Source organism: Plantactinospora sp. A48 (genome assembly GCF_055793945.1).
This window is the reverse complement of the sequence record NZ_JBTIXF010000046.1, coordinates 23,643-46,893: the sequence shown is the minus strand read 5'-3', so window position 1 is coordinate 46,893 and position 23,251 is coordinate 23,643. Positions and strand designations below refer to the sequence as shown.

Sequence of the window (23,251 nt, the reverse complement as noted above, 5' to 3'; positions counted from 1 at the left end):
GATCAGAGCCAGGGGGATCCGATCAGATCCAGCGGGATGAGGCAATAATCGTCGGCGAGTCCTGCCGAGGCCAACCGGATACGAGGCCGATCCGGATAACGGTCCGGACACGGCGGCAACCCCCGCTCGGCGGTTCGACGTTGCAGCATTCGGGGCAGGACTCGCGGGGAGTGGTACATGCCAGCGTGGTGGGTGGTCGTCCGTGGGATCGCGTACCGGCCGGGTCGGTCGGTCGTCGTGGCGCTGCTGATCGCGGTCACCATGGCCAGTGCGGTGGCCATACCGGCCTACACCCGTGCGGCGCAGCAGTCGGTGCTGACCGACGTGCTCACCGCCGAACAGCCCGCCGTGGCGGGCGTCGTCACCCGTAGCACGGAGATCGACGATGGTGCCGCGCTGGCGGCCAGCGAGGCGGCGGTGGCCGGATCGCCCACGCTGGCCCGCCGGTTGGCCGAGCCGCGGGTCGCCGTCGAACTGGAGATGGTCGTCCCGGGTCGGCCGGATCCGACCCAGCTGCAGCTGGTCTGGCGGGGCGACGTGTGTGCCCATCTGCGGCTGGTCGCCGGGGCCTGCCCGTCCCGGGCCGGCGAGGTGGCGCTGGCCGACCGGTCGGCCAGGTTCCTGGGCGTGTCGGTGGGCGGGCGGGTGCCACTGCGGGAACGCGTTCCGAACGTTCCGGGTGCCGGCTCCGGCCGGGCCACGCCGGTCACCGTCACCGGCATCTACGATCCGACCGCGACCGCTCAGGACCCGTACTGGGGCCGCGGGCTCTACTTCGGGATGGGCCACAGCGAGAGGACCGGCACGTACAGCCTGGACACCGCGTTCGTGGCGGTGACCGACGGGTTGTACGGCCGCGCCTGGCCGCCCACGGTGTCCGTGGAGTATCCGCTGCGTACCGCCGATGTCCGGCTGTCCGACGTGCCCGGGCTGCGGGCGGGCCTCGCCGAGGTCGGGGCGGGGATCGCCGCCGCGAACCTGGCCATCGAGTCCAGCCTGCCGGGGTTTCTGGATGACGCGCGGCGCCAGCAGCGGGCGATCGCCCGGTCCGTGCCACTGGTGGCCCTGCCGCTGGTCGTGCTCTGCCTGTTCGTGCTGTTCGTGGTCGCCGCCGCGGTCACCGAGGAACGGGGGCCGGAGATCGCCCTCGGCCGGTTGCGTGGACTGCGCCCGGCCCAGCTCGGCGGTTTCGGCGTGGGCGAGCCGCTGCTGCTGGTGCTGTTGGCCGCCCCGGTCGGACTGGGCCTCGGGCTGGCCGCCACCGCGCTGGCCGCTCGGGCGTTCCTCGCGGCCGGCGTGCGCGCCGAGTTGACCGGGACGGTGCTGCTGGCGGCCGGCGCCGCGCCGCTCGGGGCCGCCGTGGCGATCGTCCTGGCCGGCCGGCGTACGCTCCGGACCGGCGTGCTGGAACTGCTGCGCCGGATCCCGCCCCGGGCCCGCCGCCGGGCCGCCGCGATCGAGGCCGCGATCGGCGCCCTCACCCTCGCCGCCCTCTACCAGGTGCTCGCCGGCCGGGACCGGAGCAGCCCGATCGCGTACGCGGCACCCGCCCTGGTGGCGCTGGCCGCCGGCCTGCTCGCGGGTCGGTTCCTCGGCTGGTGGGCCCGGGCGCGTGGCCGCCGGGCGGCTGCGCAGGGCCGGTTGGCGGCGCTGCTGGCCACCGCCCAGCTCGCCCGCCGGCCGGCCGCCGCGCGGGCGGCCGCGCTGCTCACGGTCGCCGTCGCGTTGCTCACCTTCGCGGCGACCAGTTGGGACGTCGCCGCCGGGAACCGGGAGACGGCGGCCCGGGCCTCGATGGGCGCGCCCTGGGTGTACCGGGTGACCGCGGCGGATCCGGCGACGCTGCTGGCCGCCGTCCGGGCGGCCGACCCGGCGGGCCACCGGGCGATGGCGGTGGTACGCCGGTTCCAGTTCTACGGCGAGGGCCAGACCGTGCTGGTCGGCGTGGACGCCGCGCGGCTGCCCGGCATCGCCCTCTGGCCGGGCCGGGACGCCGGCACGGCGGCGGCGGTCGCCGGGCACCTCAACGTGGAGACGGCGCCGGTGCTGCGACTGCGCGGTCCACGGATCACCGTGGCGGCCACGGTCACCGCGCACAGTTCCGCCCTGCCGATGTCGCTGGGGGTGGTCCTGGACAGCGGGAGCGGACCCCGGGTGGTGGACCTCGGTGACCTGGTCGGGGGCCGGCACACGTACAGCGCGGCGCTGACCGACTGCCCGGCCGGCTGTCGGGTGATGGCGCTGACCGTGCGCCACTTCCCGGGTAACACCGCGCCGATCCGGGCGGAGCTGACCGTCAACGCGGTCGGGGACGGCGCCGGTCCGGTCGAGGCCCGGCTGACGGACGGGCTTGCCTGGCGGCCCGGCCCGGTCTCGCCGCAGGGCGAACGGCTCTCGGTCGCGCCCGGCGACGGCGGCCTGCGCATCTCCGTGACCAGCACGGCGATCAGCGACCCGCTGATCGAGTACGCCGACACCCCGGCGGAGTTGCCGGTGGTGCTCGCCGGCCCGCCGCCCGCCGAGGACGCGGATGCCGGGACGTTCGACTTCGCCGGGTTCGGCTCCGCGCCCGACCGTTGGCAGGTCGCCGACCGGTTCGCCGCGCTGCCCGGCGCCGGTGACCGGGCCATGCTGTTCGACCTGGAGACGGACCTGCGCCAGGCCGGCCGGACCGGGTTCACGAGCAGCGGCGTCGAATACCAGGTGTGGACGACCGGAGCCGCCGACCCCGACCTGCTGGCCCGGCTCTCCGCCGACGGCGTCCAGGTCGTCTCGGTACACACCGTCGCGGACCGGCGTACCGAGCTGGGTCGCCTCGCGCCCGCGCTGGCCCTGCGCCTCTACCTCGCGGCCGCTGCCATCGCGGTGCTGCTGGCGATCGGTACGTTGCTGCTGACCGCGTCCGTCGGGGTGCGTGCCCGGATCCGGGAACTGGCGGCGCTGCGGACCGTCGGCGTACCCCGGGCGGTCCTGCGCCGGGCGATGCGGGGCGAGTACGCGAGCCTGTTCGGCGTGGCCATCCTGATCGGCGTCCCGGCCGGGCTGGTCGGGGCGGCGCTGCTGCTCCCGGCGATCCCGCTGGTCAGCATCGGTCCGGACGCGTTGCGGCCGGTGTACCGGCTGGCCGGGTTGTGGCTGCCGGGAGCCCTGGTCGTCCTGGGGTGCTGCCTCGTGGGCATCGTGCTCGCGGCGCCCCGGGTGGTCCGCCGCGCCGAGTCGGAGGGGGTCCGATGAGCCTCACCACCGTCAGCTCCGGTCCCGACCTCGGACCGCGCACCGAGCCACTCGGCGTCACCTGTCGCGGCCTGGTCTACATCTACCGGCTGGAGGGCTACGACGTGGTCGCGCTGTCCGGGGTCGACCTGGAGATCGCTCCCGGGCAGTCGGTGGCGCTGGTCGGTCCGTCCGGCTCCGGCAAGTCCACCCTGCTCTCGCTGCTGGCCGGGCTGCTCCAGCCCGCTGCTGGCCGGCTCCGGGTGGGCCACCACGACCTGGTCAAGGCCGGGCCGGTGGAGTTGCAGCGGATGCGCGCCGGCGATGTCGGAGTCGTGTTGCAGGGCAGCGAGCGCAACCTGTTGCCGTACCTGACCGCCGAACAGAACGTCCGGTTCGCCCAGCGCGGCGCGCCCGCCGGCCGGGCCGTACCCGTGCCCCGGGAGGTCCTTGAACTGGTCGGCCTCGCCGGGTCCGCCCGGCGCCGCCCGGGCGAGCTCAGTCCCGGGGGTCGGCAGCGACTCGCGCTCGCCGTCGGCCTGGCCAACCGACCGGGTCTGCTGCTGGCGGACGAACCCACCAGCCAACTCGATGCCGACGCCCGGAGTGAGGTGCTGACCGCCCTGGCGGACGCGCACCGGGCCGGCAGCACGGTCGTGCTGGTCACCCACGACCAGGAGGTGGCCGGCAGCATGGAGCGGGTGATCACCATCCGGGACGGCCGGGTCGGAGCCGAGGGGCGCCAGGGCGAGGACTACAGCGTTCTCGGCCGGGACGGATCGCTGCACCTGCCGCCCGAGGTCGCCGCCTCGCTGGGACCGGGCACGCTGCTGCGGGTGGAGGCGCGACCGGATGGCACCCTGCTGCTCGTACCCGTCAAATCCCCTCAGGAGGAGTCTTGACCAGGCCCGTCGTGGTGGACCGGGTGAGTGTGGCCTACGTCCCCCACCGCCCGGTGCTGCGGGAGGTCTCGGCGACCGCCTGGCCCGGCCAGATACTCGCCGTCACCGGTCCCTCCGGCGCCGGCAAGTCCACCCTGCTGGCGACGATGGCCGGCCTGTTACGCCCCACCACCGGCAGCGTCACCGTGGACGGCGTACCGCTGCGGGACCGGGACCATGCCGTGGCCCAGCGGGTGGTCATCGTCCCGCAGGACAACGGGCTCGCCGCGATCCTCACCGCCGGGGAAAATCTCCGGGTCGCCCTGATCGCGGGTGGCCTCGAACCGGTCGAGGCGGGCCGGATCACCGGTGGGTACCTGGATCGGCTGGGCCTGTCCGGCCAGGCGGACCAGCTGGTCGAGGAGCTCTCCGGCGGTCAGCAGCAGCGCACGGCCATCGCCCGTGGGCTGGCGCTGCACGGGGACGTGCTGCTGGCCGACGAGATCACCAGTGAGCTGGACGTCGCCAACCGCGAGCGGGTCCTGGAGCTGCTGCACGCCGAGGCGCGGCGGGGTGCCGCGGTCGTGCTGGCCACCCATGACGCCGAGGCGGCGGCCAGCTGCGACGCCGAGTTGCACCTGCGGGACGGCCGGGCGGAGTTGGTCCGCGGTTAGGCCGGGGAAAGGTCAGGAGATGAAGTGGAGGATCACGTTGTGCACGTGGTGGCTCTTTTCTGCTCCCCGGAACTCCACCTCGTAGCTCTGCGCGCCGACGCCGATCGCGATCGAGCCGGTGGAGAAGAACGAACCACCCCAGGACTTGTTGCTGACCACGCTCACGCTGGTGATCTTCGAGTACGGGATGCTGGTGATGGCGTACCGCTTACCCACGAACGACTTGTCCTGGATGATGACCCGGCGATTGGTCAGGCCGAGGAATCCGGTGCCGGCGCCGATCGCGTCGTACACGGCGATGATCTGTTCGCCGTCGAGCAGGCCGCTCTCGATCTGGTGGAGCTGCTCACGCCGGTCGAAGCGTACGTCTGTCATGTTTTCGAGCCTAAAGGGCCATCGCAACCGGTCCGGGCGACCACTACCGGGGCGGGTCGGCGCGGGGCAGGCTCAGGAGGGTGTGGTGCAGGACCGGTAGACGTCCTCGACCCGGGCGGCCAGGGTAACCTCGCGTTCCGTGATGTCCTCGCCGTCCCAGGGTGAGATCTTGATCTGCGTGTGGCCGTCGAGCCGGCGGATCTCCGGACGGAGGTGCAGGACGTCAGCGGCCACCTTGATCCGCTCGGTGAGCGCGGCGTGCTGGGAGTCGTCCAACAGGAGGGTGCGCTTGATCAGGGAGCCCTCCCGCGTCCAACCACCGAGCAGGGCCAGCGCGTCGCTGACGTGGTCCTGCCGTGGCCGGCTCCACAGGGCTCGCATCATCGCACCTCCCGGGCTTCGTTGTCGGCTTGTGGCCAAATCGTCGCCGTCCCGTTGTCTACTTGATGCCTCTCAGTCTGTCGATCAGGCGTGGACGTGTCCACGCCCACACTTCCGTGTTCCGCTGACCATGCGGGCCGCATTGGCACCCGAACCGGCGACTGATCTGGCACCCTTGACGCCCGTGCGAACCGAAAGTGCCATACGAGGGGTCGCTGATACCGGCCGAATGACGGGAAAACGCCAGAAAAACGGCATCCTGGAGTGTGGCTCGTGAGGGTCGTGGTCGGTGCGGCCATCATCTCGGCCGGCCGGGTACTCGCCTGCGAACGGGCCAGTCCACCGGAGACCGCCGGCCGCTGGGAGTTTCCGGGCGGCAAGGTCGAACCGGGGGAGACCGAACCGGCGGCGCTGGCCCGGGAGTGTGTCGAGGAGTTGGACGTACGGATCCGGGTGGGCGATCGGATCGGCGCGGACGTTCCGATGGCCCACGGTCGGGTGGTGCTGCGGGTCTATCTGGCCGAACTGGTCGACGGGACGCAGCCGCGCCCGCTGGAACACGCCGCGCTGCGCTGGCTCGACGCGGACGAACTGGGCAGCGTGCCGTGGCTGCCCGCCGACCTGCCGATCGTCGCGGCGCTGCGTCCGGTGCTCGCCGACCTCGGCTGACAACCCGGCCACCCACCCGAACACCTGTTCACCCACGCAGGCCCACGGCGTCCCGACCGGCCCGCACGGGCCGGAAGCGGACCGGGGACCGGCGGCCGGACGGCCGCCGATCCCCGGCGCGGTACTGGGTGGAACCGGATGTCAGGACTTGTCGCCCTGGTCCGGGTGGGCGTAGTTGAGCCCGTCGCTGGGCAGCGGGAACTCGACGTCCTCACCGAACGGCGACGGAGCCGCCGGCCGGTCGAAGGTGAACTCGGTGAGCGGCAGCCGGCCGTTGGCGTCGACCGGTGCGGCCTGCGGCTGGGGCACCTGACGGTGCCAGTGCACGCCCCGCTCGGCTTCCAGCTCGGCGCCCGGGTCATGGGACGCCCCGGCGTGCGAGTGCAGGCTCACCGGCTCGCGCCCGGAGGCGCCCGCCGACTCGCCCGTCTTGCGCCGGGCGTCCTGTTCCTGCTGGTCACGCTCGTTCTGACCGCGTCGGAAGATCTTGCTACCTAGCCACACAAGGGGATCGTACCGTCGATCGACGACCCGTTCCTTCATCGGGATGATCGCGTTGTCGGTGATCTTGATGTGTTCCGGGCAGACCTCGGTGCAGCACTTGGTGATGTTGCAGAAGCCGAGCCCCTGCTCCGCCTGCGCGTACTGCTTGCGGTCGGTCCTGGCATCCAGCGGGTGCATGTCCAGCTCGGCCGCCCGGATGAAGTACCGCGGGCCGGCGAAGGCGGTCTTGTTCTCCTCGTGGTCGCGGACCACGTGACAGGTGTTCTGGCACAGGAAGCACTCGATGCACTTGCGGAACTCCTGCGAGCGCTCCACGTCGACCTGCTGCATCCGGTAGTCACCGGGGGCCAGGTCCGCGGGCGGGGCGAACGCCGGCGTCTCGCGGGCCTTGACGTAGTTGAACGAGACATCCGTCACCAGGTCCCGGATGACCGGGAACGTCCGCAACGGGGTGACCGTGACCGTCTCGTTCTCCTCGAACGTCGACATCCGGGTCATGCAGGCCAGCCGCGGCATGCCGTTGATCTCCATCGAGCAGGAGCCGCACTTGCCGGCCTTGCAGTTCCACCGGCAGGCCAGGTCGGGGGCGTCGGTGGCCTGGAGCCGGTGTACGACGTCCAGGACGACCTCGCCCTCGTTCACCTCGACCTGGTAGTCCTGCAGGTCGCCGCCGGACTCGTCCCCGCGCCAGATCCGGAACTGGCGCTTGCTGCCCGATGCGCCGGCCGCGCCGGGCGAACTCTGTGTACCCATTACTTCGCCTCCTCAGCGCTGTGCTCCGAACCGAGGGCGTCGAAATCGACGAGTTCCTCGTCGGTCAGGTACTTGGCCAGCTCGGCGCGGTCGAAGAGCTGGATCAGCTCGGGGCGCATCACCGGCAGCGGCTTGCGCTCCAACCGCACGGTGTCACCGTCGAGCGAGCAGACCAGATTCACCCGGCGCCACTGCGGGTCCATCCCGGGGAAGTCCTCCCGGGTGTGCCCGCCACGCGACTCCCGACGCTCCAGCGCGGCCTTGGCGGTGCACTCCGAGACCACCAGCATGTTCCGCAGGTCGAGCGCGAGGTGCCAGCCCGGGTTGTACCGCCGGCCGCCGGCGGCGCTCACCTTGGACACCCGCTCGCGCAGTTCGGCGAGCTTGGTCAGGGACTCGGCCAGCTCACCCTCGCGCCGGATGATGCCGACCAGCTCGCCCATCACCGCCTGGAGGTCCTGCTGGAGGGCGTACGGGCTCTCCCCGGTGTCCCGCTGCAACGGTGCCAGCGCGGTGTCCACCGCGGCCTCCACGTCGGCGGTCCGCACCTTCGGCCGGTTGCCGGCCCCGTCGACGTACGCGGCGGCGTACTCGCCGGCCCGCTTGCCGAAGACCAGCAGGTCGGACAGGGAGTTGCCGCCCAGCCGGTTGGAGCCGTGCATGCCGCCGGACACCTCACCCGCGGCGAACAGCCCGCGTACCGTGCCGGCCGCCGCGGCGGTGTCCGGGTCGACCTCCACTCCGCCCATCACGTAGTGGCAGGTGGGGCCGACCTCCATCGGCTCCTTCGTGATGTCGACGTCGGCCAGCTCCTTGAACTGGTGGTACATCGACGGCAGTCGGCGCCGGATCTCCTCGGCGGAGCGCCGGGAGGCGATGTCCAGGTAGACGCCGCCGGCCGGGGTGCCCCGGCCGGCCTTGACCTCGCTGTTGATCGCCCGCGCCACCTCGTCCCGGGGCAGCAGCTCCGGCGGACGGCGGTTGTTGTCCGGGTCGGTGTACCAGCGGTCCGCCTCCTCCTCGGTCTCCGCGTACTGCCTGCGGAAGACGTCGGGGACGTAGTCGAACATGAACCGCTTGCCCTCGGAGTTGCGCAGCACGCCGCCGTCACCGCGGACCGACTCGGTGACCAGGATGCCCTTGACCGAGGGCGGCCAGACCATGCCGGTCGGGTGGAACTGGAGGAACTCCATGTTGATCAGCGTGGCGCCGGCCCGCAGCGCCAGCGCGTGGCCGTCGCCGGTGTACTCCCAGGAGTTCGAGGTCACCTTGTACGACCGACCCACCCCGCCGGTGGCCAGCACCACGGCCGGCGCCTCCAGCAGGATGAACTCGCCGGACTCCCGGTAGTAGCCGAACGCGCCGGCAATCCTGGCGCCATCCGGCCCGGCGCCGTCCAGCAGCAGCTCGGTGATGGTCGTCTCGGCGAAGACCTTGATCCGGGCCTCGTAGTCGCCGTGCTCCCGCTTGTCCTCCTGCTGCAACGAGACGATCTTCTGTTGCAGGGTGCGGATCAGTTCCAGGCCGGTGCGGTCGCCGACGTGGGCGAGTCGCGGGTACTCGTGGCCGCCGAAGTTGCGCTGCGAGATCTTGCCGTCCTTCGTACGGTCGAACAGCGCCCCGTACGTCTCCAGCTCCCAGATCCGGGCCGGCGCCTCCCTGGCGTGCAGCTCGGCCATCCGGAAGTTGTTCAGGAACTTGCCGCCGCGCATCGTGTCGCGGTAGTGGACCTGCCAGTTGTCCCGGCTGTTCACGTTGCCCATCGCGGCGGCGGCGCCGCCCTCGGCCATCACCGTGTGCGCCTTGCCGAACAGCGACTTCGAGATGATCGCCGTACGCTTGCCGGCCAGTCGGGCCTCGATCGCCGCCCGCAGCCCGGCCCCACCGGCGCCGATCACGACGACGTCGTAGTGGTGTCGTTCGATTCGTGTGGTCATGTTGTCAGCGCCCTCAGTGAATGAACCGCAGGTCGGAGAACCAGCCGGCGGACACGGCCATGACGTAGAAGTCGGTCAGCGCCAGCGTGCCGAGGGTGATCCAGGCCAGTTGCATGTGCCGGGTGTTCAGCTTGGACACCAACGTCCAGGCGCGGTACCGCACCGGGTGCTGGGAGAAGTGCTTGAGCCGGCCGCCGATGATGTGTCGGCAGGAGTGGCAGGAGATCGTGTACGCCCAGAGCATCACGACGTTGCCCAGCAGGATGAGGTTGCCGAGGCCGAACCCGAAGCCCTGCGGGCTCTGGAACGCGAGAATCGCGTCGTACGTGTTGATCAGCGAGATGATCGCCGCGGCGTAGAAGAAGTACCGGTGCAGGTTCTGGCCCAGCAGCGGGAAACGGGTCTCCCCGGTGTACGTCTTGTGCCCGTCCGGGACCGCGCACGCGGGCGGCGACAACCAGAACGACCGGTAGTAGGCCTTCCGGTAGTAGTAGCAGGTCAGCCGGAACAGCAGCAGGAACGGCAGGGTCAGCGCGGCGTCGGGGATGATCCACCAGCCGGGCAGGAACGAGCCGAAGTGCGAGGCGTCCGGTACGCACCGGTCGGTGACGCAGGGCGAGTAGAAGGGCGTCAGGTAGTGGTACTGCTCGACCCAGTACCACTTGTGCATGAACACCCGGACCGTCGCGTACGCCACCCAGGCGCTCAACCCGAGCACGGTGATCAGTGGTGCGAACCACCAGCGGTCGGTACGCAGCGTCCGCGCCGCGATGGCGGCGCGTGGACGCGCCCACCCCGGTCGCAGCGCCGGCGGAGCCGACTTCGTCGTCGTCATCTATTTCTCCCTCACGGGGCCCGGTCTGGCTGACGGGCACGGCTGGTGTCTCTCGCCGGACGCGCCGGGGCCGGTGACCCACAGCCGGGCGACCACCTGCGCGCTCGGGGACTGCGTCCGAGGAACCCGGGGCAGTTTCGGTTGCACACGTTACGCCGCTCACAAATGCCAGTACGCGCAGGGAGTGTGGCCCGGCCGCCCAGTCAATGGAAGGGTCGTCGCCGGATTTGTTGATAGAAGGTGGGAAATTTCACTATCCAGCCCTCATCGGCGGCTGTTCCGGCGCCGTCCCGGTGCCGGTTCTGCTGCCGGTCCGGTGCCTAGCCGGCTGCTCCACCCGTGAAGTTCCAGCCGGCCAACCGCAGCGCGGGCGCCGTCCACCAGGCACTGTCCCAACTGTCCGGGTGGGTGCTGGCGTGCCGGCCCAGTCCCAGCACGGCGCCCGGGGCGAGCGCCTGCGGGTACGCCTGGGTGAACCGGAAGTTCCGCACCGGTCCGGCGATCTCGCCATCGGAGATCAACCAGACGCCGTTGCGGGTCAGGCCGGTGACCACCAGGCTCTTCGGGTCCAGCACCCGGGTGTACCAGAAGTCGGTCACCAGCAGGCCACGCCGTACCCCGGCCACCAGCGCGGCCACCTCGGAGTCGGCGGCCGGCCCGGCGACCTCGGCCGGCGGCGGACCGGCCGGCCCGGCAGCGGAGTCGGCTCCGGTCGGATCGCCGCCGGCCCCGGCCGGATCACCGGCGCTGCGGGGACCGGCCGAAGGGGCCGGCTCCAGGCGCAGGCTGGTGGGCATCGGCCAGGCCGAGCCGGTCACGTCGTGGCCGGTCGACGCGGCGCCCGCCTCGACGGCGGTCCGCCGGTCGTGTGCCACCGCCCGGGTGACCCCGGAGTCCACCAGGACGAGCCGGTTCCGCGGCGTGCCCTCGCCGTCGAACGGCAACGCCGGGGTGCCCGGGGCGTCGTCCACCAGGGTCACCGAGCGGTCGAACTGCGCGGCGCCCAACTCGGCGAAGGACTGGCGCTCGTTGGCCACCTTGCCGTTGAAGCCGTAGTACGCGAGGTTGGCCAGGATGTCGGCGACGGCGGTCGGCTCCAGCACCACCTCGTACTCCCCGGGGGGCAGCTCGACCGGGTCGGTCCCGGCACGCGCCTTGGCGGCGGCCCGGGCGCCGAGCGTCGCGCCGTCGATGTCGCCCAGCCGCGCCCCCGCGAGCCGGGCCACCCCGTCCGCGCCGGCCGACCGGACGATGCCGTCCATGGCCGCGTCGGCGGTGCGGGCCTGCGCGGTCTGTCCCGTCGAGTTGACGAACGCCGCCGACCGCCACACCGTCCGGCAGTAGCCGGCGGTCTCCAGCCCGCCGGCCTCGGCCACGAAGTCCCGCACCCGATGGGCCCGCTCCGCCGGGTCCGCGGCGGCGGTCTCCTCGTCGAAGCCGATGGCCGAGCGGACCGGCGCGACCGGAGCCAACCCCGGCCAGCCGGGATCCGGCGGGCAGAGCCGGGCCGCCGCGAGGGTCCGCTCGACCAGCCCGCGCAGCCCGTCCGCGTCCCGCAGCGTGGTCGAACCCACGGCGGTACGCCCGGCGACGTGCACCCGCAACCGCACCCGGGTGGTCGCGTCCGCCACGTTCTGGTGGATGACCGAGTTGGCGAACCGGGTGAGTGACAGCGCGGTGTGCTGGGCCAGCACCTCGGCCTGCACGTCGGCACCGCCCAGCGAGCGGGCCAACTCCACCACCCGGGCGGCCAGGTCCAGTTCGGACGTCATCCCGCCGGTCACCCCCGCACTCCGATCCGGACGTTCTGGAACCGGGCCGGCGCCGCCGGATGCCCGGTGTGCCCGATCTGGCCGGGCTGGCCCTTCCCGCAGTTCGGCGTTCCCCAGGCCACGGTCTCGCCGGAGAGCATGTCCATCGACTGCCAGAACCGGGGCCCGATGCCGGTGTAGGTGGGGTTGCGCAACATCCGCCCGCGCCGGCCGTTCTTGATCTCCCAGCCGATCTCGCAGCCGAACTGGAAGTTGAGCCGCTTGTCGTCGATCGACCAGGACCGGTTGATGTCCATCAGCACCCCGTCGTCGGTGGCCGCGATGATCTCGTCCAGCGTGTGCGGCCCCGGTTCGAGACCCACGTTCGTCATCCGCACCATCGGCAGCCGGGCCCACCCGTCGGCCCGGACGCTGCCGGCGTAGTCCAGCCCGGCGACCGCGGCCGAGTCCCGGCCGGCCAACACCCCGACCCACCGGCCGTCCCGGACCGCCGCGCGCTTCGTCGCCGGGGTGCCCTCGTCGTCGAAGCCGAAACTGCCCAGCGCCCCCGGGATGGTGGGGTCGATGGTGATGTTCATCAGCTCCGAGCCGTACCGCAGGTCACCGAGCTGGCGCAGATCCAACCAGGAGGTCCCGGCGAACGCCGCCTCCCAGCCGAGGATCCGGTCCAGCTCGATCGCGTGCCCCACCGACTCGTGGATCTGCAACGCCATCTGCTCGCCGCCGAGGATCAGCGTGGTCTCGCCAGCCGGGCAGGGCGGCGCGGTCAGCAGCTCCCGGGCCTCCTCGGCGATCCGGGCCGCGTGCGCCGGCAGGTCGAGCGAGTCGACAAGTTCCCAGCCGCTGGTGCCGTACTGACCCCGGTGACTCGGGTAGGAGCGCCGCTGGGTCTCACCGTCACCGATGACGGTCGCCCAGATCCCGCCGCCACACTCCCGGATGTGCTGGTCGATCCGGTGTCCCTCGCTGGACACGAACCACTTGCGGGTGTCCCAGATCTGGTAGAGCCCCTCGGCCAGGTCGGCGCCGTGCTCGCTCATCGTCCGGGTCGCCGAGACCAGCAGGTCACCCTTGTCGGCGAGGCTGACCGAGAGCGGATCCACGCGGCACGGCGAGGACCAGGAGGCGACCGTCGCGCTGCCCGGGATCAGGTCGCTGCCCGGCCCCGGGACCTCGGCACTGGCCGCGGCGATCCGCGCGGCCCGCTCACCCGCCGACCGGGCCGCCGACTCCGACAGATCGGGTACGGCGTAGAAGCCCCACCCCGCGCCGACCAGCGCCCGTACGCCGATCCCGGCGTCCTCGTTCTGGGTCAGCTCCTCGATCTCGCCGTTGCGGGCGGACATCGACTCGTAGCGGCGGTGCATCACCCGGGCATCGGCGTACCGTGCCCCCGCGTCGAGCGCCGCCCGCACCGCGGCGGTGGCCACGTCGAAGTGGGTCATGGACCGACCCTATGCGATTCCGCCCGCTTCCGTGGATCTTGTTTCGCCGAGTCGGCGGATCAGAACGGGTGGCAGCTTCGCCGAACCGGGTGGATCAGGCCGGTGGCAGCAGGCGGTTCGGGTCGATCTCCGCCATCACCGGCTCGACCAGCCGCAACACCTGACCCCGGCGGGTGACGGAGTGCTCCAGGTAGTGCTCGCCGTCGCGGCGGTACAGGTGCAGCTCGCCGGTGTCCTGCTCGACGAGCAGGTACCACGGAATGCCCGCGACGGCGTAGTGGTGCATCTTGAAGACCTTGTCGGCCGAGGGATTGCTCGGCGAGACGATCTCGCAGACCAACCGCACCGCGGCGGCGTCGATCACCAGCTCGTTGAAATCGATGTCTCCGGTGATGACCAGATCGGGAATCGGGATCCGGCCCGGCCGCAGCCGGACGTTCACCGCTTCGAGGACATGCAGTCCGGCCGCGTCGGCGCCCGGGTCCAGCGCGACGCTGAGCCGATGCGAGATGCGCTGGTGGCGAGGTGTGGGGGCAGGGGTCACGTGCAGGCTCCCGTCGAAGAGTTCGACGCGGTCCGGCGTTTCCCCGAGGGTGAGGTACTCCTCCTCGGTCCACGGCCCCGGATGCCCGAAGATCGCCGCGGTCATGCTCACCTCCGACTGGTGTCCGGCCGAGTCTTCCACAACAACGAGCTGTCCTCGCGTCGGTGACGGACCGGAAAGGAAGGGCACCTTCTTATCGCTTTTTGTATAGGAGGGGCCCCTTCCTGACGCCCGGGCCGCGCGGTCGGCGGACCCGGGGTGGCTCTCACCGGCGCCGGCCGGAGGCTCGTGCGCTGCCGGCGGCCGTCACAGGTGCCGGCGGAGGAAGTCGAGTTCCAGTGCGAGCAGCCGGTCGGACGTACCGTCGTCGGGTCCGCCGCAGCCGCTGGCGGGACCCGCGTCGTCGAGCCCGTCGGTCGGGCAGCCGGCAGACGAGGGCAGCGGCAGGACCGCGTGCGGACGGCCGACCGACAGCAGGGCGGCCGACAACAGCAGGGTGTGCGCCGCCGGTACGTACCGGTCGGTCAGCCGGTGCACCAGCAGCAGCGGCCGGGCGCTCGCCGGGTCGTCCGGCGGCTCGGCCGCCGACTCCAGCAACGAGTGGTGGGCGTAGACCTCGGCGCTGTCGTCCGGCAACCCCAGGTAGCGCTCGGCGTACGCGGAACGGTACCGGGCCCAGTCCGTGACCGGGCTTCGAGCGATCGCGCAGCGGAACGTCTCCGGCCGGCGCAACACGGCCAACGCCGCCAACCAGCCGCCGAAACCCCGACCCCGGATCGCCGTCCGATCCAGGTCGAGATCGGGATGCTTGCCGGCCAGCGCGGTCAGCGCGTCGATCTGGTCGGCCAGGATCACGTCGGCCAGCCGCCGGTGGACCACCTTCTCGAACGACGGCGCCACCCCGGCCGTACCCCGGTTGTCGACGGTGACCACCACGAAGCCGGCGTCCGCCCACCACTGCCGTTCGAGCCAGCAGGAACGGGCGGCGCGCACCTCCTGCCGGCCCGGACCCCCGTCGATGTCGAGCAGCACCGGCAGCCGCCGACCGGTCACATGGTCGCGTGGGTAGAGCACCGCGGCCGGCAGCCGTCGGTCGGTCACCCGTTCGAGGGCCGGTTGCGGGGCGTACGGCGGGACCGCCGCCGCCGAGCGCAGCGTGCCCAGTTCCTCCCCGTCGCTGCGCCAGATCGTCCAGCGCATCCCCGGGTGGTCCAGGCTGGCCGTACCCACCGCGAGAATGCCACCGCCCACGGCCGCGACGTGCCAGCCGGGTTCGGCGGTGAGGCGCCGGGAGTCGACCCCGCCGCCGCCGATGGCGGTACGCACCCGGAACAGGTGCTGCTGGCTCGGCTCTCCCTCGCTCGCCTCGACCAGCAGGTCGGGCGGGCCGGCGGAGGTCGGCAACTGGCCGACCACGCGCCGGACGTACAGCGATGGCGGGGTCAGCAGCGTGCCGTCGGCGAACAGGCAGCGGGCGTCGTACCCGTCGTGCGCCAGCTCGCCACCGACCAGCACGCGGCCGTCCGGCAGGTGGATCGGGGTACCGGCCACCGGCTCCACCCAGCGCGGATCGGCCAGCTCGGCGTGCACCTGCGTCTCCCCGGTCCGCGGGTCCACGGCCAGCACCAGACCGTGCTGCTGCAACCGGCGCAGCACGGTGATCAGCGGCCCGCCGTCGACCCAGCTCACCGAGACCAGGTAGGGGTAGGTTTCCCGATCCCAGTGGACGTCGACCCAGCCGCCGTCGAGATCCAGCAGGTGCAGGCTCACCTCGACGTTCGGACCGCCGGCCACCGGGTCGGCCAGCACCCGCGGCGACCGGTCCGGACGCGCCGGGTCGGCCAGGTGCCAGCGGGGCAGCCGCGACTCGTCGACCCGGGCCGCGAGCACCGAGCGCCCGTCCGGGGCCCACCAGTACCCGCGCCGGCGGTCGAAGTCGGCGGATGCCGCGAACTCGGCGACCCCCCAGCTCACCCCGCCGTCCTCGCCGCCGAGCAGCGTGTCGGAGCCGTCCGGATCGATCACCCGGAGCTGGTCACCGCCCGGCCCGGAGTCCGGCTGCGACGCCAGCACGTACGCGATCCGCTGGCCGGTGGGATCCGGCCGTGGGTCGAGGGCCGGGCCGTTGGTCGGTACCTCGACCACATCCCCGTGCCGGAGGTCGGCCCGGAACAGCCGGCCGGCCAGCGCGAACACGGCCACCTGGCCGGCCGGGTCCGCGACGTACCGCTCGATGCCGGCGGACCCGGGGTCGCCCGGCCGCTCCGGCGGGTCTGACAGCAGCCGCACCGGATCGGCGACCAGCCGTTCGGTCCGGGTCGCCACCTCGAACGACCACAGCGCCGCGGGCGCGTCCTCGGGACCGGCGGAGCGCAGGAAGAGCACCCGGGAACCGTCGCCGACCACCGTCACCGCCCGTGGGGCGCCGCGGGTGCAGCGGCGGGTACGGACCGCCAGCTCCGGATACTCCATGCCGCGATCGTAGGTCCGGGCGCTCGGGCGTGGGGCCGGCTCCGCGATCGTCCGCCCGGTCGGGCCGGCACCGGCTCCTGGTCCGGGACCGGGCCGGTGGGTCCGACTCCGACCCGTGCCGGTCCTGGTCCGGTTCGTGCCGGCTCCTGGTCCGGGCGCGGTGACGCCGGGTCCGGTGTTCGGTGACTCCCGGTCGGCTCCGCGTACAGTGTCGACGTGACGAATCCCGCCCGGCAGCGGCTGCTCCTGGTCCACGCCCACCCGGACGACGAGGCGATCGGCACCGGCGCCACGATGGCGCACTACGCGGCGCTCGGCGTCCACGTGACGCTGGTGACCTGCACCCTCGGCGAGGAGGGTGAGATCCACGTACCCGAGCTGGCCGGGTTGGCCGCCGGGGAGGCCGACCAGCTCGGTGGGTACCGCATCGGGGAGCTGGCCGAGGCGTGTCGGGCCATGGGCGTGGACGACCACCGGTTCCTCGGCGGCGCCGGCCGGTACCGGGACTCCGGGATGATGGGGCTGCCGACGAACGACCACCCGAGGGCGTTCTGGCGGGCCGACCTGGACGAGGCGGCGGGACACCTGGTCGAGATCATCCGCGAGGTCCGTCCGCAGGTGATGATCACGTACGACGAGCAGGGCTTCTACGGACACCCCGACCACATCCAGGCGCACCGGGTGGCGATGCGCGCGGCGGAACTGGCGAGGGCCGAAGGCTGCGCCCCCGCCAAGGTCTACTGGACCGCGCTGCCCCGCAGCGTGCTGGCGGCCGGGATGGCCACCTTCGCCGACTCGTCGGACAATCCGTTCGCCGGCGCCGAACGCCCCGAGGACCTGCCGTTCGGCACGCCCGACCACGAGATCGCGGCCCGGATCGACGGCACGGACGTCAGCGCGGCCAAGGAGGCGGCGATGCGGGCCCACGCAACCCAGATCCCCGACAACTCGTGGCTGTACGTCGTGGCCAGCAACTTCGGGGCCGAGTTCATGGGTGTCGAGTACTACACGCTCGCGGTTGGTGAGCGGGGGCCGGGCTCCGGCCCGTACGGCTGGGAGAGCGACCTGTTCGCCGGAATCGCCCCGGACCCGACGGCCCCGGACCCGACGGCCCCGGACGCCGCCGACGCCGTGACCGGTGGCGCCGGCCCGTTGGACGCAGCCGGTGGCGCGGACCCGGGGACAGGTGGCGGCCCGGCCGCCGGGGCCCTCCCGAACGCCTACGCCCGGTGAGGCTCCCGTCGATGTCCGCCCCGACCGAGACACCGCCGCCGGCCGAGCCGAACCGCCCGTCGGTGCTGGTCGACCGGCTGCTGCGGGTCGCCGGTGGGCTCGTGGCGGTCGTCGCCGCCCTGGTCACCGGGTTCATCGAGCTGATGTTCGCGGCCGTCCGGATCGCCGGCCACCTGATCGGCATGTCGATCCCGATGGCGGTGCTGGCGAACGTGGCGCTGAGCTGGTTCGCCTACCGCGCGGTGGGCCGCCGCTGGGCCGTGGCGCTGCCGGCCGTGCCCTGGTTCGCGCTGATGGTGGTGGCCGCGGGGGGTACCAGCGAGGGGGACTTCCTGCTCGCCGGCAACAACTGGGTGGGACTCGTCATGATCTTCGCGGGGGCGGTGTCGTTCGCCGTGGCCGCGTACCGGCTGATGGTGCCGCCCCGACCCTGACCGGACGTATTAATGAACCTCCCAGCATCGAGTGGTACATATCTGAACACCAGGATGCGCTGCGGAGGAACATGTGATGAAGGAACGATGGCGGCCGATCGCGCTGCTCGCTGCTGTGCTGTTCGCGGTCAACGTGGTGGCCCGACTGGTGACCCGGTTCGGGTTCGACAACGACACCGAGATGTCGGATCGGATCTCGCTGGCGATGTTCGGGGTGCTGGGGCTCATCCTCGCCGTCGTCGCCTTCCGCTGGGGGCGGCGCTGGCCGTTGGCCCGCTGGACCGGTGAGGTGGCGGTCGCCGTACTGGTGGCGATGGCCCTGACCATTTTCGTCGGCCCGCTCATCAGCGGCAGCTATCCGTTCGCGAACGGCGCCGGCGAGTTCTTCTCGCAGATCTGGCTGTACGTCGGCTGTAGCGCGCTCGGCGCGCTGCTCGGATATCTCGTGCTGACCGCCCTGGGCCTCGATCACCGGTCGGAGTCGCTGAAGCGGTTCGCCGAGGTCCGGCAGGCCAAACCGCGCCGGGTCGTCCGCCGCTGACCTGAAAGGAAGGGCCCCTTCTTATCGCTTTCGGTCTAGGAGGGGCCCCTTCTTAACGCGGTCGGGCGTGCGGGCTCCCATCGAATCCAGGTGGAACGCCGCACCGTGTCGGGGTCAGCGGCCTACCCCGGCTCGCCCGCACCGTCACTCGTACGGGTGACGTACCGGTGCTGGGTGCGGAAGCCGAGCGACCGGTAGAGCGCGACGGCCGCCGCGTTGCGCTCCTCCACCTGGAGGAACGCGTCGGTGGCCCCCGACTCGACGGCCCAGTCGACAAGGGTCCCGACCAGCAGCCGGGCCAGCCCACGGCGGCGGGCGGCCGGAACCACCTCGACCAGGCTCAGCCCCAACCAGCGTCCGTCGCCGGTGACCGTTCCCCGGGCGATGGCCAGCGGGCCGTCGTCGGAACCCTCCGGGTACGCCTCGGCGAAGCGGACCCGGTCCACGGCGGTCAGTACGTGCCGCGCTGCCGCCGGCAGGCCGCCCTTGCGACTCGTGACCAGGGCCAGCCAGGCGTCCGACGGTGCCGCGCGCAGCCCGATCACGATCCCCGGGGCCAGGGTCGAACCGCCGACCGTCGACCCAGGCCGCGGATCGGTGGGCGATGGTTTGGCGGGATCCGGGCCGACCGCCGATGGGCCGGCGGAATCGGGGGCGGGGGAATCGGGGCCGGGGGAGCCGACGTCGGCGGCGCGGACGGTGAGGCCCGGTGTGGCGGCCCGGATTGTTCGCAGCGCGGCGGTCTGGACCAGGACCGGTGGCCGGGCGCCCCAGCCCCGGCGATCCAGCTCTGCCGACACCGGGGTGGCCAGCGGCAGTGGCACGTTGACCAGCGCCGGCAGGCCCCGCTCGGCGTACCAGGATTCCACCGCGTCGATCGCGGCGGTCAGTGGCCGACCGGGGTCGCCCACCGGCAGGGCGGAGTTGGCCCGGCTGGTCCAGCCGCCCGCCGCCCGCAACACCCAGTCGCCGAGCCGGTCCCGGACCGGCGCCGGCCAGCTCTCGTCGGCGGCCCGCTCGACCTCCGCGATCTCCGCCGCGCCCGGCCGCCGCGCCGCCGGCACCCGCTTCGCGCGGTGAACCTCCGACAGGGGTACGCGGACCCCGCCGCGCGTGGTAAGCAGGGTGAGGTGGCTGTTGGTCAGCTCGGTCAGTTCGCCGAGGAGGTCGGTGAAGAGGGTGCGTCCGTCGCGCGTTCCGGCGATCCGCCGGACCACGATCCGGTGACCCACGTCCTGTGGCCGGAGCACAATCGACTCCCTTCCGGGCGAGATACTAGGCTCTACTCGTCGCGGGAGATCGCGGCGTGGCTTCGCAGAGGAGAAGATCGGTGACCTACATCATCGCCGAGCCGTGCGTCGATGTGCTCGACAAGGCCTGCATCGAGGAGTGCCCGGTCGACTGCATCTATGAGGGCAACCGGATGCTTTACATTCACCCCGACGAGTGTGTCGACTGCGGGGCCTGTGAGCCGGTGTGCCCGGTGGAGGCGATCTTCTACGAGGATGACGTTCCCGAGCACTGGAAGGACTACACCACGGCGAACTACGAGTTCTTCGAGGATCTCGGTTCGCCCGGTGGCGCATCCAAGGTCGGGAAGATCGAGAAGGACACGCCGTTCATCGCGGCGCAGCCGCCGCGCGAGGAAGCGCACTGAGCGGCCCGGTCGTGTCGTCGGGTGGCCGGGCCGTGTCGGCCCGGCTGCCCGAGTTCACCTGGGACGCTCTGGAGAAGATCGGCGCGCTCGCCGCGAACCATCCGGACGGCGTGGTCAACCTGTCCATGGGTACGCCCGTGGACGCCGTACCGGAGGTCGTGCGGGCGGCCCTCGTCGCGGGCGCGAACTCACCCGGCTATCCGTTGACCGCCGGTACGCCGGCACTGCGGCGGGCCATCACCGACTGGGTGGCCCGGTCCTGCGGCACGGCGGACCGGGAGTTCGGCGTGCTGCCGACCATCGGCTCCAAGGAGTTGGTGGCCTGGCTGCCGACCCTGCTCGGACTCGGGCCGGGCGACGTGGTGGTGGTGCCCCGGATCTGTTACCCGACGTACGAGGACGGGGCCCGGCTGGTCGGCGCCGAGACGGTACGCGCCGACTCGCTGACCGCGCTCGGCCCGAGTACCCGGGTCCGGTTGGTCTGGGTCAACTCCCCGAGCAACCCCACCGGTCAGGTGCTGCCCGCCGCCCACCTGCGCAAGGTGGTCGACTGGGCGCGTGAGCGCGGCGCGGTGGTGGCCAGCGACGAGTGCTACCTGCCGCTGGGCTGGACGGCCGATCCGGTCTCGGCGCTCGCGCCGGAGGTCAACGGCGGGTCGTACGATGGCGTGCTGGCGCTGCACTCGCTCTCCAAGCGGTCCAACCTGGCCGGATACCGGGCCGGGTTCGTGGCCGGGGACCCGGCCCTGGTGGCCGAGTTGCTGAAGATCCGCAAGCACGCCGGCATGATCGTGCCGGCGCCCGTCCAGGCCGCCATGGTGGCGGCGCTGAGTGACGAAGAACACGCGACCCTCCAGCGGGACCGGTACGCCACCCGCCGCGAGGTGCTCCGGGCGGCTCTGGTCGGGGCCGGGTTCACGATCGAGCAGTCGGACGGCGGGCTGTACCTCTGGGCCACCCGTGGCGAGGAGTGCTGGGAGACCGCCGAGTGGCTGGCCCGCCGGGGCATCCTGGCGGCGCCGGGCATCTTCTACGGCCCGGCCGGGGACCGGCACGTGCGGTTGGCGCTCACCGAGACCGACGAGAAGATCGCCGCGGTTCCGGCCCGGCTGGCCGGCTGACCCGTACGACGATGGACGCGGTGCGGACGGCCGTGGTGGGCACGGGCCTGATCGGCGGTTCGGTGCTGCTGCGGCTGGCCGCGGCCGGCGTACCGGTGCGGGGTTGGGATCCCGACCCGGACACCCGCCGGTACGGCCGGGAGCGGGGCATCGAATTTCCCGACGACGTCACCGGAGCGGTCCGGGACGCCGACGTGGTCTTCCTGGCCGGTCCGCTGGTCACGCTGCCCGGGATGTTGGCCGAGGTGGCCGGTGCGGTGCCGCCGGGTTGCGTGCTCACCGACGTCGGCAGCACCAAGGCGGTGGTCGCGGCGGCGGCCCGGCGGCAGGGCCTGGGCGGGCGGTTCGTGCCCGGTCACCCGATGGCCGGTGCCGAACGGGCCGGCCTGGCGGCGGCCGACCCGGAACTGCTGCGGGGAGCGGCCTGGGTGCTCTGCCCGGATCCGGCCGGTGACCTGGTTCCGTTCCGTGCGTTGGCGCGGCTGCTGCTCGACGTTTTCGCGGCCCGGGTGGCGCCGATGACCCCCGACCTGCACGACGAGGTGGCCGCGCTGGCGTCGCACGTTCCGCACCTGCTGGCCGGGGCACTGGCCGGCGCCGCGTACCGGTCCGTCGGTCGGGCCGCCGTGCTGGCGCTGGCCGCCGGGAGCTTCCGGGACGGCACCCGGGTGGCCGGTACGCCGAGCCGCCGAACCGCCGACATGCTGCTGGGAAACCGGGCCGCCGTGCTGGACCAGTTGGCCGCGGTGCGGGCGTACCTCGACGAACTTGGCGCGGCCGTCCGCGACGCCGACGGCGCGGCACTGACCCGGCTGCTCGGCGACGCCCGCGCGCTGCGGTCGGCACTGCCGGTCCGCCCGTCGGCTGCGGACGCCGCCCAGCCACCGGCTCGGTCGATGGTAGGGCACCCAACGCCGGGCGCCACCCAACCACCGGCTCAGGCGGCGGCCCGACCACCGGCCTCCGGCGGGCCGGTCGACGGCCCGGGGGAACGGGTCCGGTTCTCGGCGGACGGCGGGGCGGCGGAGCTGGCCTGGCTGCTCGGTCTGGGCGCCGACGGCGGGTGGCTGACCGGCTGCGAGCCGGAACCGGACGGGGTCACCTGGACCGCGTACCGTCCGCGGCCCGCCGGCGCCGAAGGCTGACCGGCGGTGGTCACGGCGGTGCCGTACCCGCTGGCCGGGCTGGTCGACCGGGCCCGGGCGCTGTCCCGGGCGGGCCGGCGCCGGCTGCTGGGCATCGCGGGTGCTCCCGGAGCCGGCAAGTCGACCCTGGCCGAGCGCCTGGTGGCCGAGGTCGGTCCGGCCGCCGCGCTGGTGCCGATGGACGGTTTCCACCTGGCCGAGGCGGAGCTGCGCCGGCTCGGCCGGCACGACCGCAAGGGTGCGGCGGACACCTTCGACGCGGCCGGCTTCGTGGCGCTGATCCGGCGGCTGCGCGAGCCGGGCGTCGACCCGGTGTACGCGCCACGGTTCCACCGTGAGCTGGAGGAGTCCATCGCCGGCGAGATCCCGGTACCTCCCGAGGTGCGGTTGGTGGTGACCGAGGGCAACTATCTGCTGCTGCCGGGCGAGCCGTGGCGCCAGCTGCGGGACCTGCTCGACGAGGTGTGGTTTCTCGACGTGGACGAAGGGCTGCGGCTGCACCGGCTGACCGAGCGGCACATCTCGTACGGGCGTCCGCCGGAGGTGGCGGCGGCCCGCGCCCGGGGCAACGACCAGACCAACGCGGAGCTGATCGCCGGTACGGCGGGCCGGGCCGATCTGGTGGTCCGACTCGTCGAGGGTTAGCCGCGGCGCGGAAGCGGTCG

At 72.8% G+C, this 23,251-nt stretch carries 20 protein-coding genes and 2 pseudogenes; 11 read left to right on the top strand and 11 right to left on the bottom strand.

Features of this window, described 5'->3' with window-relative positions; all coding sequences use genetic code 11:
- Positions 1 to 177 precede the first annotated feature (177 nt).
- From ACXN5W_RS21590 to ACXN5W_RS21580, 3 genes are read left to right on the top strand one after another with little or no spacing between them, the layout of a single operon-like run.
- A complete protein-coding gene (locus ACXN5W_RS21590) occupies positions 178 to 3,234 on the top strand; it encodes an FtsX-like permease family protein (protein WP_473160157.1) in 3,057 nt (1,018 codons plus the stop codon).
- Complete coding sequence (locus ACXN5W_RS21585; RefSeq protein ID WP_473160156.1) at positions 3,231 to 4,115, top strand: ABC transporter ATP-binding protein; 885 nt, start codon at positions 3,231 to 3,233, stop codon at positions 4,113 to 4,115. The genes ACXN5W_RS21590 and ACXN5W_RS21585 overlap by 4 nt, the downstream gene beginning before the upstream one ends.
- Positions 4,112 to 4,768: an ABC transporter ATP-binding protein gene (locus tag ACXN5W_RS21580; protein WP_473160155.1), complete on the top strand. Its 657-nt coding sequence runs from the start codon at positions 4,112 to 4,114 to the stop codon at positions 4,766 to 4,768. Before ACXN5W_RS21585 ends, ACXN5W_RS21580 begins: the two co-directional genes overlap by 4 nt.
- A gap of 12 nt (positions 4,769 to 4,780) precedes the next feature.
- On the opposite strand, the gene ACXN5W_RS21575 is transcribed toward ACXN5W_RS21580, so the two are convergent.
- Both ACXN5W_RS21575 and ACXN5W_RS21570 read right to left on the bottom strand, forming a co-directional pair.
- The gene (locus ACXN5W_RS21575) at positions 4,781 to 5,143 is read right to left on the bottom strand and encodes a PH domain-containing protein (RefSeq protein WP_473160154.1); all 363 of its coding nucleotides are present in this window, start codon (positions 5,141 to 5,143) and stop codon (positions 4,781 to 4,783) included.
- Between the two features lie 72 nt (positions 5,144 to 5,215).
- A complete protein-coding gene (locus tag ACXN5W_RS21570; RefSeq protein WP_473160153.1) occupies positions 5,216 to 5,524 on the bottom strand; it encodes a 4a-hydroxytetrahydrobiopterin dehydratase in 309 nt (102 codons plus the stop codon).
- Positions 5,525 to 5,797: 273 nt separating this feature from the next.
- Between ACXN5W_RS21570 and ACXN5W_RS21565 the strand changes: the two genes are divergently transcribed.
- Positions 5,798 to 6,193, top strand: coding sequence for a (deoxy)nucleoside triphosphate pyrophosphohydrolase (locus ACXN5W_RS21565; protein WP_473160152.1), 396 nt, complete (start codon positions 5,798 to 5,800; stop codon positions 6,191 to 6,193).
- Positions 6,194 to 6,334: 141 nt separating this feature from the next.
- Here the strand turns inward: ACXN5W_RS21565 and ACXN5W_RS21560 are convergent.
- From ACXN5W_RS21560 to ACXN5W_RS21525, 8 genes and pseudogenes are all read right to left on the bottom strand, one after another.
- A pseudogene (locus tag ACXN5W_RS21560) lies at positions 6,335 to 6,583 on the bottom strand (succinate dehydrogenase/fumarate reductase iron-sulfur subunit); the annotation flags it as partial.
- Between the two features lie 78 nt (positions 6,584 to 6,661).
- Positions 6,662 to 7,450 (bottom strand): annotated as a pseudogene (locus ACXN5W_RS21555) (succinate dehydrogenase/fumarate reductase iron-sulfur subunit); the annotation flags it as partial.
- Complete coding sequence (locus ACXN5W_RS21550) at positions 7,450 to 9,387, bottom strand: fumarate reductase/succinate dehydrogenase flavoprotein subunit (RefSeq protein ID WP_473160151.1); 1,938 nt, start codon at positions 9,385 to 9,387, stop codon at positions 7,450 to 7,452. The pseudogene ACXN5W_RS21555 and the gene ACXN5W_RS21550, both read right to left, overlap by 1 nt.
- 13 nt (positions 9,388 to 9,400) lie before the next feature.
- Positions 9,401 to 10,222, bottom strand: a complete 822-nt coding sequence (locus ACXN5W_RS21545; protein WP_473160150.1) for a hypothetical protein — start codon at positions 10,220 to 10,222, stop codon at positions 9,401 to 9,403.
- A 320-nt stretch (positions 10,223 to 10,542) separates the two neighbouring features.
- Entirely contained in the window at positions 10,543 to 11,994 is a 1,452-nt protein-coding gene (locus ACXN5W_RS21540) for a TldD/PmbA family protein (protein WP_473160149.1), read from the bottom strand.
- Positions 11,995 to 12,002: 8 nt separating this feature from the next.
- On the bottom strand, positions 12,003 to 13,439 hold the full coding sequence (locus ACXN5W_RS21535; protein ID WP_473160148.1) for a TldD/PmbA family protein: 1,437 nt from the start codon (positions 13,437 to 13,439) through the stop codon (positions 12,003 to 12,005).
- Between the two features lie 94 nt (positions 13,440 to 13,533).
- Positions 13,534 to 14,088, bottom strand: coding sequence for a Uma2 family endonuclease (locus ACXN5W_RS21530; protein ID WP_473160147.1), 555 nt, complete (start codon positions 14,086 to 14,088; stop codon positions 13,534 to 13,536).
- Between the two features lie 201 nt (positions 14,089 to 14,289).
- Complete coding sequence (locus ACXN5W_RS21525; RefSeq protein ID WP_473160146.1) at positions 14,290 to 16,455, bottom strand: prolyl oligopeptidase family serine peptidase; 2,166 nt, start codon at positions 16,453 to 16,455, stop codon at positions 14,290 to 14,292.
- 216 nt (positions 16,456 to 16,671) lie between these two features.
- On the opposite strand from ACXN5W_RS21525, the gene mshB reads away from it, so the two are divergent.
- The 3 genes from mshB (at position 16,672) to ACXN5W_RS21510 (ending at position 18,663) form a co-directional block, all read left to right on the top strand.
- Positions 16,672 to 17,688, top strand: a complete 1,017-nt coding sequence (gene mshB / locus ACXN5W_RS21520; protein ID WP_473160145.1) for an N-acetyl-1-D-myo-inositol-2-amino-2-deoxy-alpha-D-glucopyranoside deacetylase — start codon at positions 16,672 to 16,674, stop codon at positions 17,686 to 17,688.
- Between the two features lie 11 nt (positions 17,689 to 17,699).
- Positions 17,700 to 18,122: a hypothetical protein gene (locus tag ACXN5W_RS21515; RefSeq protein WP_473160144.1), complete on the top strand. Its 423-nt coding sequence runs from the start codon at positions 17,700 to 17,702 to the stop codon at positions 18,120 to 18,122.
- A 76-nt stretch (positions 18,123 to 18,198) separates the two neighbouring features.
- Positions 18,199 to 18,663: a hypothetical protein gene (locus ACXN5W_RS21510; protein WP_473160143.1), complete on the top strand. Its 465-nt coding sequence runs from the start codon at positions 18,199 to 18,201 to the stop codon at positions 18,661 to 18,663.
- A 122-nt stretch (positions 18,664 to 18,785) separates the two neighbouring features.
- Here the strand turns inward: ACXN5W_RS21510 and ACXN5W_RS21505 are convergent, their stop codons facing one another.
- Positions 18,786 to 19,913: a GNAT family N-acetyltransferase gene (locus ACXN5W_RS21505; protein WP_473160142.1), complete on the bottom strand. Its 1,128-nt coding sequence runs from the start codon at positions 19,911 to 19,913 to the stop codon at positions 18,786 to 18,788.
- Between the two features lie 80 nt (positions 19,914 to 19,993).
- Here ACXN5W_RS21505 and fdxA point away from each other — a divergent pair, with 80 nt between their 5' ends.
- From fdxA to ACXN5W_RS21485, 4 genes are read left to right on the top strand one after another with little or no spacing between them, the layout of a single operon-like run.
- Positions 19,994 to 20,320, top strand: coding sequence for a ferredoxin (gene fdxA, locus ACXN5W_RS21500; protein ID WP_473160141.1), 327 nt, complete (start codon positions 19,994 to 19,996; stop codon positions 20,318 to 20,320).
- Between the two features lie 32 nt (positions 20,321 to 20,352).
- A complete protein-coding gene (gene dapC / locus ACXN5W_RS21495) occupies positions 20,353 to 21,441 on the top strand; it encodes a succinyldiaminopimelate transaminase (protein ID WP_473160140.1) in 1,089 nt (362 codons plus the stop codon).
- 11 nt (positions 21,442 to 21,452) lie between these two features.
- Entirely contained in the window at positions 21,453 to 22,586 is a 1,134-nt protein-coding gene (locus ACXN5W_RS21490) for a prephenate dehydrogenase (protein WP_473160139.1), read from the top strand.
- A 6-nt stretch (positions 22,587 to 22,592) separates the two neighbouring features.
- On the top strand, positions 22,593 to 23,231 hold the full coding sequence (locus ACXN5W_RS21485) for a nucleoside/nucleotide kinase family protein (RefSeq protein WP_473160138.1): 639 nt from the start codon (positions 22,593 to 22,595) through the stop codon (positions 23,229 to 23,231).
- Positions 23,232 to 23,251 lie beyond the last annotated feature (20 nt).

Excerpts from the sequence above, each read along its gene's own strand:
- ACXN5W_RS21515 (WP_473160144.1), top strand. The coding sequence starts at position 17,700 with ATGTCCGCCCCGACCGAGACACCGCCGCCGGCCGAGCCGAACCGCCCG.
- ACXN5W_RS21585 (WP_473160156.1), top strand. The coding sequence starts at position 3,231 with ATGAGCCTCACCACCGTCAGCTCCGGTCCCGACCTCGGACCGCGCACC.
- ACXN5W_RS21540 (WP_473160149.1), bottom strand. The coding sequence starts at position 11,994 with ATGACGTCCGAACTGGACCTGGCCGCCCGGGTGGTGGAGTTGGCCCGC.
- ACXN5W_RS21530 (WP_473160147.1), bottom strand. The coding sequence starts at position 14,088 with ATGACCGCGGCGATCTTCGGGCATCCGGGGCCGTGGACCGAGGAGGAG.
- ACXN5W_RS21570 (WP_473160153.1), bottom strand. The coding sequence starts at position 5,524 with ATGCGAGCCCTGTGGAGCCGGCCACGGCAGGACCACGTCAGCGACGCG.
- ACXN5W_RS21575 (WP_473160154.1), bottom strand. The coding sequence starts at position 5,143 with ATGACAGACGTACGCTTCGACCGGCGTGAGCAGCTCCACCAGATCGAG.
- ACXN5W_RS21535 (WP_473160148.1), bottom strand. The coding sequence starts at position 13,439 with ATGACCCACTTCGACGTGGCCACCGCCGCGGTGCGGGCGGCGCTCGAC.
- ACXN5W_RS21590 (WP_473160157.1), top strand. The coding sequence starts at position 178 with ATGCCAGCGTGGTGGGTGGTCGTCCGTGGGATCGCGTACCGGCCGGGT.
- ACXN5W_RS21510 (WP_473160143.1), top strand. The coding sequence starts at position 18,199 with ATGAAGGAACGATGGCGGCCGATCGCGCTGCTCGCTGCTGTGCTGTTC.
- ACXN5W_RS21490 (WP_473160139.1), top strand. The coding sequence starts at position 21,453 with ATGGACGCGGTGCGGACGGCCGTGGTGGGCACGGGCCTGATCGGCGGT.
- ACXN5W_RS21525 (WP_473160146.1), bottom strand. The coding sequence starts at position 16,455 with ATGGAGTATCCGGAGCTGGCGGTCCGTACCCGCCGCTGCACCCGCGGC.
- ACXN5W_RS21550 (WP_473160151.1), bottom strand. The coding sequence starts at position 9,387 with ATGACCACACGAATCGAACGACACCACTACGACGTCGTCGTGATCGGC.
- ACXN5W_RS21545 (WP_473160150.1), bottom strand. The coding sequence starts at position 10,222 with ATGACGACGACGAAGTCGGCTCCGCCGGCGCTGCGACCGGGGTGGGCG.